We start from the raw sequence: 16,175 nt of genomic DNA on the forward strand, positions 1-16,175 counted from the left end.
CAACAGCGGCAGCGCGAATGGCATCGGAGCCGGGAGGGCAGCCGCCAGCGCCGCCTCGCGGGGGGCTTGTACGCCCTCTCACACCGCAATCATGTTGTCGCGATGAATCAGCTCCGGCTGGTCGGCGTAGCCGAGCAGTTGCTCGATCATGTGGCTGGGCTGGCGGGCGATGCGGCGACATTCGGAGCTGGCGTAGTTAACGAGCCCGCGCGCGACCTCCTCGCCAGTGAGCGTGAGGCAGGCGACGACCGAGCCGCGTTCGAACTCACCGCGCACTTCGACGACCCCGACCGGCAGCAGGCTGCGGCCGTTTCTCAGCGCCGCCAGTGCGCCGTCATCGATGATCAGGCTGCCGGCCAGTTGCAGGTGGTCGGCCATCCACTGCTTGCGTGCGGCGAGACGGGTGTCGCTTGCGTAGAGCAGGGTGCCCAGGGGCTCGGCGCTGACGAGCCGGACCAGGGCGTCGGGCTCCTGACCGCTCGCAATGCAGGTGTGGGCGCCGCTGCGCGCGGCACGACGGGCGGCACGGACCTTGGTGATCATGCCGCCCTTGCTGATACCGGAGCCGGCGCCGCCAGCCATGGCTTCGAAACCACGATCCTCGGCATGGCCTTCTGATACCAGGGTCGCATCCGGATTGCTGCGTGGATCGGCGGTGTAAAGGCCTTGCTGGTCGGTGAGGATGACGAGCAGGTCGGCCTCGATGAGGTTGGCCACCAGCGCGCCCAGGGTGTCGTTGTCGCCGAACTTGATCTCGTCGGTAACGATGGTGTCGTTTTCATTGATGATCGGCACGACACCGAGCTCGAGCAGGGTCTTGATCGTCGAGCGCGCATTCAGATAGCGCTCGCGGTCGGCGAGATCCTCATGGGTGAGCAGAATCTGGGCGGTGTGCAGGCGATGCTGGGAGAAGGCCTCCTCATAGGCTTCGACGAGCCCCATCTGACCGACGGCCGCGGCAGCCTGCAGGCGGTTCATCTCGTGCGGACGCTTGGTCCAGCCCAGTCTTTGCATACCGGCGGCAATCGCGCCCGACGACACCAGCGCGACCTGCTTGCCGGCAGCGCGCAGCGCTGCGATCTGGCGTGCCCAGTCGGCCATGGCGGCCTTGTCCAGACCGGTTCCGTTCTTGGTGACAAGCGCACTGCCGACTTTCACGACGATGTTGCGTGCGCCTCTCAGGTGTTCCCTCATGATTCGTGATCCTGTCAGCTTTGAGCGGGGTCGTCCTTGGCTTGCGGTTCGCCGGGCTGGTCCGCCGCTTCGGCGGCGGCTTCAGCCTCTTTTCGGGCTTGCTCTGCCTCGACTCGGGCTCGCTCCGCATCGAGGTGTTCCTGAATGGCAAAGACCAGCGGGCGGCAACCGCCACCATTGATTGCCGAGATCTCGAAGTGACGCTCGACCGGGCCGTAGGCCTCCAGGAAACTGTTGATACGCGCCTCGCGCTCGTCCTCCGGAAGGAGGTCGATCTTGTTGAGCACCAGCCAGCGCGGCTTGGCATACAGGTTGTCGTCGTACTTGCGCAACTCCTCGACGATGGCTTTTGCTTCGTGGACCGGATCGACGTCGGGATCGAAGGGTGCGATGTCCACGAGGTGGAGGAGGAGGTGCGTGCGCTGCAGGTGACGGAGAAACTGATGCCCCAGGCCGGCGCCGTCGGCGGCACCCTCGATCAGGCCCGGTATGTCGGCGATGACGAAGCTGCGGGCATCGTCGGTGCGCACCACGCCAAGGCTCGGGTGCAGCGTGGTGAAGGGGTAGTCGCCGACCTTGGGTCGGGCAGCGGAGACCGAGCGGATGAAGGTCGATTTGCCAGCGTTGGGCATGCCAAGCAGGCCGACGTCTGCGAGCACTTTGAGTTCGAGGTGTAACGACAGTCGCTCGCCTTCTTCGCCCATGGTGCGCTTGCGCGGCGCGCGATTGACGCTGGACTTGAAGTGGAGGTTGCCGAGCCCGCCCTTGCCGCCACGGGCGACCATCACGCGTTTGCCGTGTTCGTCCAGATCAGCGATGAGTTCGCCGGTCTCCAGGTTGCTGATGACGGTGCCCACCGGCATGCGCAGCACGATGTCCTCGCCGCCCTTGCCGTAGCAGTCCGAGCCACGCCCGTTCTCGCCGCGCTGTGCACGGAAGCTGCGGGTGTAACGATAGTCGATCAGCGTGTTGAGGTTGCGATCGGCTTCGGCGTAAACGCTGCCGCCGCGACCCCCGTCGCCGCCGTCCGGTCCGCCGCGCGGAACGAACTTCTCGCGGCGGAAGGTGGCCGCACCGTTGCCGCCGTCACCGGCGATGACATCGATGCGGGCTTCGTCGAAGAATTTCATTTTGATGATTACCGAGAAAACAAAAAAGCCCTACCACAAGGATAGGGCTTTTTCTGACCGGAAGGTCGGGATCAGGCCGCTTCGGGCACGATCGTGACGGTGCGGCGCTTCTGGGGGCCACGAACCGTGAACTGGACCGTGCCGGTCTTCAACGCGAACAGCGTGTGATCCTTGCCGATGCCGACGTTCTCGCCCGGGTGGAACTGAGTGCCGCGCTGGCGAACGAGGATGTTCCCCGCGAGCACGGCCTGGCCGCCGTAGCGCTTCACGCCGAGGCGTTTTGATTCGGAGTCGCGACCGTTACGGGAACTGCCGCCGGCTTTTTTGTGTGCCATGACGAATTACCTCCTGCTTCAGGCCGAAATCGCTTCGATGCGGATTTCGGTGTAGTTCTGACGATGGCCCTGGTGCTTCTGATAGTGCTTGCGCCGGCGCATCTTGAAAATCTTGACCTTGTCGTGACGGCCGTGGGAAACCACGGTTGCCTTGACTGCGGCGCCCGAGACCACCGGCGTGCCGATCTTGACCGACTCGCCCTCGCCGACCATGAGAACCTGGTCGAGAGTGATTTCGGAGCCCACGTCGGCCGGTATCTGTTCTACCTTGATCTTTTGGCCAGCGGCAACGCGATACTGCTTGCCACCGGTTTTTATCACCGCGTACATGGTGTTGCTCCAGTTGATGGGTTTTGCAAAGAATCGCGAATTTTGACTAGTAAGTCGTTTCAAGTCAAGGTGCTTCAGGCTTTTCCCCGCCATTCTCTGCACCGTGGTCGAGTTCCGCCAGCAGCGTTTCAAGTGCATGTTGTTCGGTGCGGTAGTGAGCATGAGGCTTCAGGCGTTGCCACAGGCCGGTGCGCTCCATCGGGTCGATGATCTGTTTCTTCAGGCCGCAGAAGGCGAGCCGCTTGCCCTGTGCGCTGAGCCGTTCGAGCACGGTCGCAATCGCGTGCAGGCCGGTGGCGTCGATGTTGTTGATGCCTACCCCGGACACCAGAAGCGTTTTCATGCCGGGTTGCACACGCGCTGCGTCGAGCGCGGCTTCCTCGAAGGCCTCCGAGGTCACGAAAGTCAGAGGACTGTCGAATCGGACGATGGTCAGCGCGGGGTGGGGGTGCTCCAGACCAAAGCGCTCCAGGTCGCGATAAGTGCCGTCCGGATGCAGGCCGAGCAATGCGGTGCGCGGCTTCATGTCGCGGTAAAGCATCAGCGCGAGCGACAGGAGCAGGCCGCTGAGGATCCCATTCTGGATATTGGGGGCGAAGAGGAGTGTGCTGCCGAAGGTCAGCGCCGATGCCAACCCGTCGTCCCGGCTGGCCTGCCACGCACGCCCCAAGGCTCGCAGGTCGATCAGGCCTGAAATGACCGAGAGGATGATGGCCGACAGTACCGTGGTCGGAAGGTGGGTCAGCAATGGCGTAAGGTACAGCACCGCTACCAGTACCACCGAAACGCTTACCAGCGACGAGAGACCGGTGCGCGCACCGCTGGCGAAGTTGACCGCCGAGCGTGAGAAGGAGGCGCTGACCGGCATGCCCGAACTGAAGGCCGCGGCGATCTTGGCCAGACCCTGGCCGATGAGCTCCTGGTTCTGTTGCCAACGGGTGCCGAGTCGGCCGCTGATCAGTGTAGCGCTCGAGGTGACCTCCATGAAGCTGACCACGGCGATGACGAATGCGGCCGGAAAGAGGGCGACCACCATCGACCAGTCCAGCGGTGGAATGCTGAGTGGCGGCAGGCCGGCGGGAATCTCGCCGACGACCCGACCTCCTCGGTCGGCGAAGCCGATCAGCCACGAAACAAAGGTGGCGACGACGACCACGATGAGTACCATCGGCAGCTGCGGCACTAATCGGCGCGCCACGAGCAGGCAGGCAAGGGTGCAAAACCCGAACGCACTGGTCAGTGGGTCGAACTCGGCGACACCGAGCAGCATGCGACCCATGTCGCTCAGGAAGTGATCGCCGCGATCCAGTGAGAGACCGAGTAGCGGCGGGATCTGGGTCAGGCAGATCAGAATGGCGGCGGCATTGATGAAGCCGGTCATCACGGGTCGCGAGAGAAGATTGAGCAGCCAGCCGGCCCGGAACACGCCGAGAGCCAGCTGCATCGAGCCCGACATCAGCGCCAGCAAGAGCGCGAGCGCCAGAAAGTCGCTGCTGCCCGGTGTCGCGAAAGCCGTCAGACTGGCGCCGGTGAGCAGGGCAGTGAGTGCCACCGGACCGGTGGAGAGCTGGCCGCAGGAGCCGAACAGGGCTGCGACCAGCGCCGGAAGCAGGCAGGCATAGAGACCGATGTGCGGTGGCAGCGAGGCGAGCTGGGCGTAGGCCATCGCCTGCGGGATCATCAGCATCGCGACCGTGACGCCCGCGACCACATCGCCGCGAACGCCATGACTACGCCATTGGCTGGGCCAGCTGGAGAACGGAAGTAGGGAGCGTAAGGGAAACTTGCGTCGCACTTTAGGGCCGCATTGAAGCCACGGAGCGATAGTAACAGGCACTTCCCCCGTACGCAGGTCCGGCGCGTCAGGGTTGCGCAAGGGTTGTGCTCATGCAGACGCGATCTGCACCATGGAAGATGGTTGCGCGGGTTAAAGTTCGCGCTGCCGGGGCCGTTTATAAGCTGTGCGCTATCGCCCGATCTCGGCTGCCATAGCATCAACCTCCCTGGAGTGACTCGAACATGACTGCCCTCGACAATCTCAGCCTGCGCGCAAAGCTGTTTCTCCTTTCTGGATTGACAGGTGCCGTTCTTCTGCTGGCCATTGCGTTCCTGCTTTTCCAAGTGCGTCAGATAGAGCACGAAGTGCGCAACATCGGTGAGGACGATCTTCCCGGTCTTCAGGCGGCCGCGGCGATGAGCCAGTGGCGTCTGCGCTACCGCGTGCGCAGCCTCGAGTTCATGATGCCAGCGCCTGCAGCCGAAACCGAGCGCATGGCCGGGTCGCTGGATCAGTTGCACCAGGGCTTGATGCAGGAGATCGCGGGCTATCGGAGCAGGCCGATGTCCGATCGGGAGCGGACGCTGGTGGACGCAGTTGAGCGCAGCGTGCTCGGTTACCATGAGGTGGTGCAGCAGGCGCGGGAGATGATTGCACGCTTCGACTACGACAGCGCGCATCAGCTTCGGCGAACGATCTGGGTGGAGCGGGCCGATGCGGTTCGCGACGCGGTCGATGAATTGGTCGTCTACAACAGGTCTTCGGCGGATGCCAGCGCGCTCAACGCAACCGAACTCGTACGTGAGTCCTTCTTCGCCGGTGTGATTGCGGCCGCCATCGGCCTGGCGCTCGCGATCGTTCTCGCCTTGGGGTTTTCGGCACGGATCAGCGGGCGCCTCAGGGCCGCCGTAGGTGGCGTGCAACAGATCGCCGCCGGCGACCTGCGGGCAGCGCTGCCCCAGCCCAGCGGCGATGAGGTTGGCGATCTGGTGCGGGCGATGCGCGAGATGCAGACCTCGTTGCGCGACACCATCTCGGTGACCCGGGACGGAGCCGGGAAGGTGGCGGATTCGGCGACAAGTCTGCGTGATACCTCGCGACAGGTCAGTGAGGGTGCGTCGGCACAAAGCGAGGCGGCGAGCAGTATTGCGGCAAACGTCGAGGAACTCACGGTGTCGATCTCCCATGTTTCCGAGCGCACCAGCGACGCGAGCAGGGTGGCGGCGGAGTCCGGCGCTGGCGCCAGCGCGGGCAAGGAGTCGATGGACCGGCTGGTGGTTGGCATGCGCGAGGTCGAGAAAGTCGTTGGCGACGCCGCGACTCGCATTGCCGGGCTCGAGACTCAGTCCGAGAAGATCTCCCGCATTGTGGCGGTGATTCGCGAGATCGCCGAACAGACCAACCTGCTTGCACTCAACGCCGCGATCGAAGCAGCGAGGGCGGGTGAGCAAGGCCGCGGCTTTGCGGTGGTCGCAGATGAGGTGCGCAAGCTTGCCGAGCGCACCGCCCAATCGACCGAGGAGATCACCAGCATGGTCGGCTCGGTACAGGTATCGACCAAGGAAGCGGTCGCTGGCATCGAGAAGGGTGTCGAGTTTGTCAAACGCAGCAGCAAGGACGCGGTCGAGACGGGCGACACGATTGCCCGTCTGCAGGACCTGGCCGGCGAGGTGGCGGGCATCGTTTCGGAACTCGATGTCGCATTGCGCGAGCAGTCTGCCGCCTCGACCGAGGTTGCCCGCCGCGTGGAGGATATTGCGCAACGTGCGGACGAGAGCAGCAACGCGACGCGTCGTACCGTTGATGCGGCACACGAGCTGGAGCGGCTCGCGGACCACATGCGACAACAGGTCGATCGATTCAAGGTCTGATCGGCCGCGCACGACCCGCTTTCGCCTGCCGGGATACACACACCGGGCGAAAGGCGTGACACCGCCGTGTGACTGTTCTAGAATGCCTGAACTTGTCAGACAAATTCAGGCATGTCATGGATGCAGACAGTCGACTAGCGAGCGCTTCGCGGCTCAGCGATGAGGTGGCGCGACAACTCGAGGCCTGGATTCTCAGCGAAGGTTTCCAGGTCGGCGCTCGTCTGCCGACCGAGAAGCTGCTCTGCGAGCGCTTCGGTGTCAGCCGCGCGGTAATCCGGGAGGCGATCTCACGGCTCAAGGCCGAAGGCTGCATTCGCACCCGCCAGGGTTCCGGCGCTTATCTTGCTTCGCTACCCGGTGAAGGCAGTTTCCGCCTAGTCCGCGACGGCTCCTGCGTACCCAAGGGATTGCCTCGCGAAATCGCCGATGTCTTCGAGATGCGTTACATCATGGAGACCGGAGCGACCGAACTCGCCGCGATGCGTCGCACCGCCAGCGATCTTGAACGCATCGCCGAGGCTCTCGGGCGGATGGAGCGCGCTATTTCCAGCGGTGAAAATGCGGTCGGCGCGGACGACGACTTTCATGTCGCCATTGCCGCAGCAACCCAGAATCCCCAGCTCGAGCGCTTTCAGGTCTTCATGGGCCATCAGCTTTCCCAGTCCCGCGCCCCTACCTGGGATGCGGCAGGGCATGTCGCCGGCCGTGCCAAGCAGGCGCAACTGGAGCACAGACGGATCTACCAGGCAATTCTGGCCGGTGACCGGTCGGCGGCACGGCAGGCGGCAGCGGAGCATCTCGAAAGCGGTATGTTGAGGCTCGGGCTTGATGCGCGGGGCTGGTGAGCGGTAGACGATAACGAAAACGGACGACGAAGAGCGAGGAGACGAAGCAATGGCCAGCATCACTGATGCAGCCCTGGCGGGTGAAGTCGAAGCGGATTTTTCCGCGGTGGACAAGGCGCGCGTGGTGGAGGCGCTTTCGCGCCTCTTGCCGGCCGGTGCGCTGATGTTCGAGACCGAGGATTTGCGGCCGTATGAATGCGATGGGCTGTCCGCCTACCGCCAGTTGCCGATGGTCGTGGCCTTGCCGACGACCGAGGAACAGGTGGTCGGCATTCTCAAGCTCTGTCACGAAATGGGCGTGCCGGTGGTGGCGCGTGGCGCGGGCACTGGCTTGTCTGGCGGTGCCTTGCCGCACCAGTTCGGGGTGCTGCTGTCGATGGCCCGCTTCAATCGCATTCTGTCGGTGGATGTGCCGGCGCGAGTCGCGCATGTGCAGCCTGGCGTGCGAAACCTCGCGATATCCGAGGCTGTCGCGCACCATGGGCTGTACTACGCTCCGGACCCTTCGTCGCAGATCGCGTGCACCATCGGCGGCAACGTCGCCGAGAATTCCGGGGGCGTGCATTGCCTGAAATACGGATTGACCGTTCACAACGTGTTGCGCGTGCGGGGCGTCACCATAGAGGGCGATATAGTCGAGTTCGGCTCACTCGCCCCGGATGTGCCTGGCTACGATCTGCTCGCCGCGATGATCGGCTCGGAGGGCATGCTCGCGGTTGCGACCGAGGTGGCGGTCAAGCTCACGCCCAAGCCGCAACTCGCACAATGTGTGCTTGCAGCCTTCGATGACGTGGTCCGCGCCGGTGATGCGGTGGCGGCGATCATCGCCGCCGGCATCATTCCGGCGGGTCTGGAAATGATGGATCAGCCAGCCACCGCCGCGGTCGAGGAATTCGTGCACGCCGGCTACCCGCTGGATGCCAAGGCCATCCTGTTGTGCGAGTCGGACGGGACGCCCGAGGAAGTGGCCGAGGAGATCGAGCGCATGCGCGCGGTGCTCGAGCAGGGCGGAGCGACCGAGATCCGGGTGTCGCGCGACGAGGCCGAGCGCCTCCGCTTCTGGGCTGGTCGCAAGGCGGCATTTCCGGCCGCGGGGCGCATTTCGCCCGACTACTACTGCATGGACGGCACGATTCCGCGAAAGCGGGTCGGCGAGATGCTGTCGGCGATCCAGGAAATGGAGAAGAAGTACGGCCTGCGCTGCATCAACGTGTTTCATGCAGGCGACGGCAATCTGCATCCATTGATCCTGTTCGATGCCAACCAGCCGGGCGAACTCGAGCGTGCCGAGGCGTTCGGTGCAGACATTCTGGAGCTTTCCGTGGCACTGGGCGGGACGGTGACCGGGGAGCATGGCGTCGGTGTGGAGAAGATCAATCAGATGTGCAGCCAGTTCACCAAACCGGAAATTGCCACCTTCTTCCGCGTCAAGGCCGCCTTCGACCCGGCAGGCCTGCTCAACCCGGGCAAGGCGATCCCGACGCTCAACCGCTGTGCTGAGTACGGTCGCCTGCGGGTGAGCGGAGGCCAGCTTCCGCATCCCGAGCTGCCTCGTTTCTGAGTAGTGCCGATGAGTACAGGCTGGATCCAGTTTTTGCTGGTTGTCGTGCCCGTGCTGTCGTTGATCGGCTCATGGCTCGCACTGCGAGCCGTGGCTGGCTGGCAGGCGCGCAAGGACAACGAGACATCACCCACCGGATGGAAATCCCATGAATGACGTGATTGAACAATGGCAGGAGAAGGTGCGCAGCGCGGCGGCCGAGGGAATGTCGCTCCGGCCGCGCGGTGGCGGCACCAAGGATTTTTTTGGCCGTCGCGCCGACGGTGAAGTGCTCGACACTCGTGCGCTGTCGGGCATCGTGAGCTACGAGCCCACGGAGCTGGTGGTAACCGTGCGGGCCGGTACGCCACTCGCCGAGCTCGAGTCGATGCTCGCCGAGCGTGGGCAGCGACTGCCTTTCGAACCGCCGCATTTCGGTGATGGTGCGACTGTGGGTGGTTGTGTTGCCAGTGGCCTTTCCGGCCCCAGTCGGCTCGCAGTCGGCGCGCTGCGCGATTTCGTGCTCGGTGTGAAGATCATCGACGGCCAGGGCGATCTGCTTGCGTTTGGCGGTCAGGTCATGAAGAACGTCGCCGGTTACGATGTTTCTCGACTGTTTGCCGGCAGTCTCGGCACGCTCGGCCTGTTGTGTGAGATTTCCCTCAAAGTGCTGCCTCGACCGGCGGTGGAGCGCACCCTTTGTCTCGGAATGGGGCCGGCCGATGCCGTCGAGCACCTTAATCAGTGGGGTGGTCAGCCGCTACCAATCTCGGCCTCCAGCTGGCATGAAGGTGAGCTTCGCCTGCGCCTTTCCGGCGCCGAGGCGGCAGTGGCCGCAGCGGTCGCCCGCATCGGAGGCGAGGAAGTCGACGCCGTCGATGCACAAGCGTGGTGGCGGGCGCTGCGCGAGCAGCGACTTGCCTTCTTTGCCGAGGGTGACTTGCCGCTCTGGCGTCTGGCGGTGCCCAGCACTACTGCGCCGATGACTGGGGACTGGTTCATCGAGTGGGGTGGCGGCCAGCGCTGGCTGCGATCCGATGCCTCCGCCGAGGAGATCCGACGCATCGCTTCCGGCGTGGGCGGGCATGCAACGCTGTTTCGTGGGGGCGACCGCGATGGGGAGGTCTTTCAACCCCTCGCCGCGCCGCTGATGATGATTCAACGGCGCCTGAAACAGGCGTTCGATCCGGCGGGCGTCTTCAGCCCGGGTCGTCTCTACAACGGATTCTGATCATGCAGACGCAACTGGCTGATTTCATCAAGAACACGCCCGAGGGCCGCGAGGCCGACGAGATTCTTCGCAAGTGCGTGCATTGCGGATTCTGCACTGCGACCTGCCCGACCTACCAGTTGCTAGGTGATGAGCTGGATGGCCCTCGCGGGCGGATTTACCTGATCAAGCAGTTGCTCGAAGGCGCGGAGGTGACCGCCAAGACGCAACTTCACCTCGACCGCTGCCTGACCTGCCGCGCCTGTGAGACGACTTGCCCCTCCGGTGTGCATTACAGCCGGCTGGCCGATATCGGTCGCGAGATCGTCGAAAAGCGAGTGCCTCGGCGGGGTAGCGAGCGCGCGCTGCGTTGGGTGCTTCGCGAGTTTGTCCCGCGTAGCGGGCTGTTCGGCATGGCGATGAAGGCCGGGCGCATGGTACGCGGCGTATTGCCTGCCGCCTTGCGCAACAAGGTGCCCGAAGCCCGTCCTGCGGGGGTATGGCCTGCGGTACGTCATGGACGCCGAATGGCGGTGCTGGCTGGGTGTGTCCAGCCGTCGATGGCGCCATCGATCAATGCGGCAGCCGCCCGCGTGCTCGACGCAGTCGGTGTTTCTTTGCAGGAGATGCCTGGTGCCGGTTGTTGTGGTGCGGTGCGTTTTCACCTCAACGACCATGAGGGCGCGCGTGACGATGCCCGGCGGAATATCGACGCGTGGTGGCCTGCGATTTCGTCCGGTGAGATCGAGGCGATTGTCATGACTGCCTCGGGCTGCGGCACCCAGGTGAAGGATTATGATCACCTGCTCGCAAACGACCCGGCCTATGCACTGAAGGCTGCCCGTGTCGCCGAGATGACGCGCGACATCAGCGAGATCGTGGCGGACGAGCATGAGAAATTGGCGCCCTTGCTGGCCGAGCACTCAGCGGGCAAGGTGCCGGTTGCATTCCATGCCCCATGCACGTTGCAGCATGGGCTGCGCATTCGCGGCAAGGTCGAGGCGCTGCTGGAGGCTGCAGGTTATGTGCCCGCACCAGTGCGTGACGCCCATTTGTGTTGCGGGTCGGCCGGTACTTATTCGATTCTGCAACCGGAGCTGTCGTACAAACTGCGCGACAACAAGCTTCAGGCGCTGACCGAGGGCGGTGCCGAGATAATCGCTTCGGCCAACATCGGCTGCCTGACTCATCTCGAGAGCGGAACCCGGGTCCCGGTGCGGCACTGGATCGAGTTGCTCGATCAGCGCCTGGGGGGCTGATCTTGTGGTGTCCGGCGTCGCCTGTGGCGATGCCGGACACCGCACGATCAACTGCGAGGATTGTTTGCCACCAGCATTTTCGCTTCAGCCTCGGCCACCTTGGCGCCTTCCTGATTGGTGCACACCCCCGACAGACTGACCATGCCGCCGTTGTGTTTCGGTTTGGCTTCCAGTGACGCAACAGTCCAGACGATGGACAGCGTGTCACCAGCGCGCACTGGTGCCGTGAAACGCGAGGTGTGCTCCACGTAGGCGATCGCGGTGCCATGAAAGACCATGCCCAGTTGCGCCGCCATGAATGAGGTCGTCAGGTAGCCATGAGCGATGCGGCTGCCGAAGCGGCTGCCTTCTGCGAATGACTGATTGATGTGCAAAGGGTTGAAGTCGCCGAATAGACCAGCACCCAGCACGATGTGGGTTTCGGTGATCGTCATTGTGGTGTCGAAACGGTCGCCAGGGGCGATTTCATCGTAGCCGCGTCCGGGAAACATGTGTGTTGGCTCCTATTGCGAAAGTGATATATTGCGCGGCCCTTTCAGAGCGCGCGTCGTGATCGTGGTGGGCTGGCATGTCGCGAGTGTGACATTTTTCACGGAGCGGCGCGCTCACGTGTCATGAACGCGGTCTTGCATCTGTTCGTAATACCCACTGTTGCTATTATGTGCCATCGTCAAAGATCGTAAATTCATGCCACTCACTGTCGAAACCTGTGTTGCGCGCCATTTGGGCGATCGGGAAGAACAACAGGATCGCGTAAGTCTTTTCCCGCATCCCTCTCGTCCCGGCATGATGATGGCGGTGCTTGCCGACGGCATGGGAGGCCACAGCGGCGGTGCGATGGCGGCCGAGCAGGTCGTCATCAAGGCCAGGCAGAATTTCGAGGCCTTCAAACCAAGTTCCGAAGAGCCGCGTCACCTGCTGTCGAGCATCGTGAACGAGGCTCACCTGGTGATTCGCCTGACGCGTTTTACCAGTGAAAAGGATCCGCACAGCACAGCGGTGATCCTGATGCTGCAGCCTGGTCGGGTGGACTGGGTACATTGCGGTGACTCACGTCTCTATCATTTCCGTGGGGATGCCACCGTCTCACGCACGCTGGATCATTCTCTGGTCGGCGAATTGCAGCGCAAGGGCAGGCTCGACGAAGCCTCGGCGCTCAATCACCCACAGCGCAATGTGTTGCTGTCATGTCTTGGCAGTGACCGGGAGCCCAAACTGGGTTTCGGGCATGTGGAATCGTTGATCGCAGGAGACAGCTTCCTATTGTGTTCGGACGGGCTCTGGGCCTATTTCAGCGATGATGAGCTGGCGGCGACCGTGAACATGTTTCCGGCGCGTGAGGCAGCGGCCAAGCTCATCGCGGCAGCTCGTGAGCGTGCCGAAGGCGCTGGCGACAACATCTCGGTGTCCATTATCAAGCTGGTCGACGCCCCGAACGGGCGCGAAGCGCTCCCGGCTGGCGTATCGACGTCACGCTGAATCCCTGATCCGCTGCCCGGCAGGCGAACGACGCTTTTTCCGCGTTGCCGCGAGCGCATCGTGCAAATCGACGTTGCCATTACCGCCGACATCAGTATTATCTGGATGGTGTGGTCCCGCTCGCCTTGCTGTGAGGGGTCGGAGGAGAGCGACAACGTAGGTCGGGGCCCGCGGAACGAAAGCCGATCTCCGCCATGATGAATGGTTCGGGGGAACTCGCGGGGCCGGTATCACAACCGCCGCCGCTTGCGCACCATCATCCTGGCAAGCCCGGAATCCAAATTTTGAACCACACAAAGGGAGGGTCAGGAATGCCTCTTGTCATTGGAATACCTGCGGAAACCGTCGCCGGCGAACGTCGACTGGCGGTAGTGCCGGAGGTCGTAAAGAAGTATCTCGGTCTTGGGGCCGAGGTCATCATGGAGGCCGGGGCCGGCAAGCAGGCGCATTATGCCGATGAAGCCTTTGCTGGCGTGCGACTGGTCGAAACCGGTGCCGAAGTGTTCGCGGAGTCCGACGTCGTGCTCTGCGTGCAGCCGCCTCCGTCAAAGTATCTCAGCAAAATGAAGCCTGGTAGCGTGCTGCTCGGCATGCTGCAACCCTGGTACGACGCCAAACGGGTCGAGCAGCTCGCCAAGAAGAATGTGACCGCCTTCGCCCTGGAACTGCTGCCGCGCATCTCGCGTGCCCAGAGCATGGACGTGCTGTCCAGTCAGTCGGCAGTGGCCGGGTACGAATGCGCGTTGATCGCCGCCGACCACAGTCCCAAGTTCTTTCCGATGCTGACCTATGCCGCTGGCACGATTCGTCCGGCCAAGGTCCTGGTCATCGGCGCCGGCGTGGCAGGTTTGCAGGCCATTGCGACCGCCCGGCGTATCGGTGCCATGGTCGAGGCCTACGATGTGCGTCCGGAAGTGCGCGAACAGATCGAATCGCTCGGTGCCAAGTTCGTCGACACCGGTGTGTCTGCGGTCGGCGCAGGCGGCTATGCACGCGAACTGACCAGCGAGGAGCGCGCCAAGCAGGCGGAGCGTCTTGGCAAGGCAGTGTCGCAGTGCGATGCCTTGATCACAACGGCAGCGATTCCTGGCAAAAAGGCACCGAAGATCATCACCAAGGACATGCTCGCACGCATGAAACCTGGTTCGGTGGTGGTCGACATGGCCGCCGAAACCGGCGGCAATGTCGAGGGCACGGTCGCCGGCGAGAAGACATGGATTGGCGAAACCCTGGTCATCGGTCCGACCCATATAGCCAGCCGCATGCCGGTGCATGCCTCCGAGATGTACGCCAAGAATCTCTTCAACTTCATTTCTCCGTTCATCAAGGAAGGCGCTCTGGTGCTGGACTGGGACGATGAGGTGATGTCCGGCACCTGCCTCACCCATGAGGGTGAGCCGAAGCACGCCGGCGTCAAAGAAATACTTGGACTTTGAGCGGAGGATCCGAAATGGAAGGCTTTACCGCACTGTATATCTTCATGCTGGCCGCATTCACCGGTTACGAGGTGATCTCGCGCGTGCCGGTGATTCTGCATACCCCACTGATGTCGGGTTCCAACTTCATCCACGGCGTGGTGCTCATCGGCGGCATGGTCGCCCTGGGCAAGGCCGATCCGGATGAGCCCCTGCAACTACTGATCGGCTTTATCGCGGTGTTCCTCGGCGCGGCCAATGCCGCGGGTGGCTACGTGGTCACCGAGCGCATGCTCGGCATGTTCAAGACCGGTGATCGCAAGCAGGGAGGTGCCCAATGACGTATAGCGGTCTGGTTAGCGCGGCCTATTTCGCGGTCGCGGTTGTTTTCATCCTGGGTCTGAAGGCCATGAGTTCGCCGGTGACGGCGCGCCGCGGCATTGTCTGGGCCGGGTTTGCGATGATCGCCGCGACGGTGGTCACCTTCTTCATTCCCAACCTCCAGAACATCGGCCTGATGGTGCTCGCAATCGTGCTGGGTGCCGGCGTTGCCTGGTGGAGCGGCAAGACGGTGAAGATGACCGACATGCCGCAGATGGTCGCGATCTACAACGGCATGGGCGGTGGCGCGGCTGCGGCGATTGCTGCGGTCGAGCTCGTCAAGGGAGTGCCCCATGGCCCGGTGACCTCCACGCTGCTGATCCTCGGTGCGATCATCGGTTCGGTGGCTTTCTCCGGCTCGTGCGTGGCCTATGCCAAACTGCAGGGCTTGATGAAGAAGTCGATCACCTTGCCGCAACAGAACACGATCAATTTCTTTCTCACCTTGCTGACCTTCGGCATCGGTCTGACCATCGGTTATGCCGACAGTCCGGGTGGTTTCGAGATCTTCCTGTTCTTTGTCCTTGCGCTGGCGCTGGGCGCGGTGCTGGTGATGCCGATCGGTGGCGCAGACATGCCGGTGGTGATTTCGCTGCTCAACGCCTTCACCGGACTGGCGGTTGGTTTCAAGGGCTTCGTGCTCGACAACCCGGCGCTCATCGTCGCGGGCATCATCGTCGGCGCGGCTGGCCTGTTGCTGACCCAGTTGATGGCCAAGGCGATGAACCGGCCGTTGAAGAACATCATCTTTGCGCCGATTACCGGAGACGCAGCCGAAGGTGGAGCCGAAGTCGAAGGCACCATGCGCGAACTCTCCGCGCTGGATGCTGCGGCGCTGATGCGTTACGGCCAGAAGGTCATCATTGTGCCGGGCTATGGCATGGCGGTGGCTGGAGCCCAGCACAAGGTCTGGGAGATGGCGCAGTTGCTCGAGGAGGGTGGTGTCGAGGTGAGCTTCGCAATTCACCCGGTTGCCGGCCGCATGCCGGGGCACATGAACGTGCTTCTCGCCGAAGCTGGTGTGCCGTACGACAAGATCTATGACCTCGAGGAGATCAACGCCGACTTCGGCCAGGCGGATGTGGCGCTGGTCATCGGTGCCAACGATGTGGTCAACCCGGTGGCAAGGACCGACAAGTCGAGCCCGATTTACGGCATGCCGATCCTCAATGCCGACATGGCACAGAACGTCATCGTCGTGAAACGGGGCAGAGGTGCTGGTTACTCGGGTATCGAGAACGCGCTGTTCTACAAGGATAACTGCCGCATGCTCTACGGCAGTGCCCAGGAGGCCGTAGCCGAGGTCATTGGCCATGTGAAGGCCCTGGAAGCCTGATTCCGGCTTCCGCTTGAACTCGGCGGGCGCCGGGGGGGACCCCCGCGCCCGCCTTTGCTGGACATTTCTGGCC

16 protein-coding genes are annotated in these 16,175 nt (G+C 63.2%); 10 read left to right on the top strand and 6 right to left on the bottom strand.

The features are described 5' to 3' along the window. Positions 1-78: 78 nt before the first annotated feature. From proB to GPA21_RS13985, 5 genes are all read right to left on the bottom strand, one after another. A complete protein-coding gene (proB, locus tag GPA21_RS13965) occupies positions 79-1,194 on the bottom strand; it encodes a glutamate 5-kinase (protein ID WP_168988751.1) in 1,116 nt (371 codons plus the stop codon). 14 nt (positions 1,195-1,208) lie between these two features. Further along, complete coding sequence (gene cgtA, locus GPA21_RS13970) at positions 1,209-2,324, bottom strand: Obg family GTPase CgtA (RefSeq protein WP_168988752.1); 1,116 nt, start codon at positions 2,322-2,324, stop codon at positions 1,209-1,211. Between the two features lie 71 nt (positions 2,325-2,395). Then, the gene (gene rpmA, locus GPA21_RS13975) at positions 2,396-2,659 is read right to left on the bottom strand and encodes a 50S ribosomal protein L27 (RefSeq protein ID WP_168988753.1); all 264 of its coding nucleotides are present in this window, start codon (positions 2,657-2,659) and stop codon (positions 2,396-2,398) included. Positions 2,660-2,677: 18 nt separating this feature from the next. Next, positions 2,678-2,989: a 50S ribosomal protein L21 gene (rplU, locus tag GPA21_RS13980; protein ID WP_168988754.1), complete on the bottom strand. Its 312-nt coding sequence runs from the start codon at positions 2,987-2,989 to the stop codon at positions 2,678-2,680. Between the two features lie 64 nt (positions 2,990-3,053). Beyond that, positions 3,054-4,826, bottom strand: coding sequence for a SulP family inorganic anion transporter (locus GPA21_RS13985; RefSeq protein WP_339379908.1), 1,773 nt, complete (start codon positions 4,824-4,826; stop codon positions 3,054-3,056). Between the two features lie 182 nt (positions 4,827-5,008). Between GPA21_RS13985 and GPA21_RS13990 the strand changes: the two genes are divergently transcribed. From GPA21_RS13990 to glcF, 6 genes are all read left to right on the top strand, one after another. Beyond that, positions 5,009-6,637 carry a methyl-accepting chemotaxis protein gene (locus tag GPA21_RS13990; protein ID WP_168988756.1) on the top strand — a complete coding sequence of 543 codons (1,629 nt, stop codon included), beginning with the start codon at positions 5,009-5,011 and terminating at the stop codon, positions 6,635-6,637. Positions 6,638-6,753: 116 nt separating this feature from the next. Further along, entirely contained in the window at positions 6,754-7,482 is a 729-nt protein-coding gene (locus GPA21_RS13995) for a FadR/GntR family transcriptional regulator (RefSeq protein ID WP_168988757.1), read from the top strand. Positions 7,483-7,531: 49 nt separating this feature from the next. Continuing rightward, positions 7,532-9,043, top strand: a complete 1,512-nt coding sequence (locus GPA21_RS14000; protein WP_168988758.1) for an FAD-linked oxidase C-terminal domain-containing protein — start codon at positions 7,532-7,534, stop codon at positions 9,041-9,043. A 9-nt stretch (positions 9,044-9,052) separates the two neighbouring features. Then, the gene (locus tag GPA21_RS14005) at positions 9,053-9,199 is read left to right on the top strand and encodes a hypothetical protein (protein ID WP_168988759.1); all 147 of its coding nucleotides are present in this window, start codon (positions 9,053-9,055) and stop codon (positions 9,197-9,199) included. Continuing rightward, entirely contained in the window at positions 9,192-10,253 is a 1,062-nt protein-coding gene (glcE, locus tag GPA21_RS14010; protein ID WP_168988760.1) for a glycolate oxidase subunit GlcE, read from the top strand. The genes GPA21_RS14005 and glcE overlap by 8 nt, the downstream gene beginning before the upstream one ends. 2 nt (positions 10,254-10,255) lie before the next feature. Next, entirely contained in the window at positions 10,256-11,491 is a 1,236-nt protein-coding gene (glcF, locus tag GPA21_RS14015; RefSeq protein ID WP_168988761.1) for a glycolate oxidase subunit GlcF, read from the top strand. Between the two features lie 47 nt (positions 11,492-11,538). Here glcF and GPA21_RS14020 read toward each other — a convergent pair whose 3' ends face one another. Continuing rightward, entirely contained in the window at positions 11,539-11,982 is a 444-nt protein-coding gene (locus GPA21_RS14020; protein WP_168988762.1) for a MaoC family dehydratase, read from the bottom strand. A gap of 196 nt (positions 11,983-12,178) precedes the next feature. Here GPA21_RS14020 and GPA21_RS14025 point away from each other — a divergent pair, with 196 nt between their 5' ends. From GPA21_RS14025 to GPA21_RS14040, 4 genes are all read left to right on the top strand, one after another. Next, on the top strand, positions 12,179-12,970 hold the full coding sequence (locus GPA21_RS14025) for a PP2C family protein-serine/threonine phosphatase (RefSeq protein WP_168988763.1): 792 nt from the start codon (positions 12,179-12,181) through the stop codon (positions 12,968-12,970). A 311-nt stretch (positions 12,971-13,281) separates the two neighbouring features. Beyond that, entirely contained in the window at positions 13,282-14,406 is a 1,125-nt protein-coding gene (locus GPA21_RS14030) for an NAD(P) transhydrogenase subunit alpha (protein ID WP_168988764.1), read from the top strand. Between the two features lie 14 nt (positions 14,407-14,420). Further along, positions 14,421-14,726 carry an NAD(P) transhydrogenase subunit alpha part 2 gene (locus GPA21_RS14035; RefSeq protein WP_168988765.1) on the top strand — a complete coding sequence of 102 codons (306 nt, stop codon included), beginning with the start codon at positions 14,421-14,423 and terminating at the stop codon, positions 14,724-14,726. Next, positions 14,723-16,102: an NAD(P)(+) transhydrogenase (Re/Si-specific) subunit beta gene (locus GPA21_RS14040; RefSeq protein ID WP_168988766.1), complete on the top strand. Its 1,380-nt coding sequence runs from the start codon at positions 14,723-14,725 to the stop codon at positions 16,100-16,102. Before GPA21_RS14035 ends, GPA21_RS14040 begins: the two co-directional genes overlap by 4 nt. Positions 16,103-16,175 lie beyond the last annotated feature (73 nt).

This window comes from Azoarcus taiwanensis, assembly GCF_012910885.1.
Lineage (GTDB): Bacteria > Pseudomonadota > Gammaproteobacteria > Burkholderiales > Rhodocyclaceae > Azoarcus_F > Azoarcus_F taiwanensis.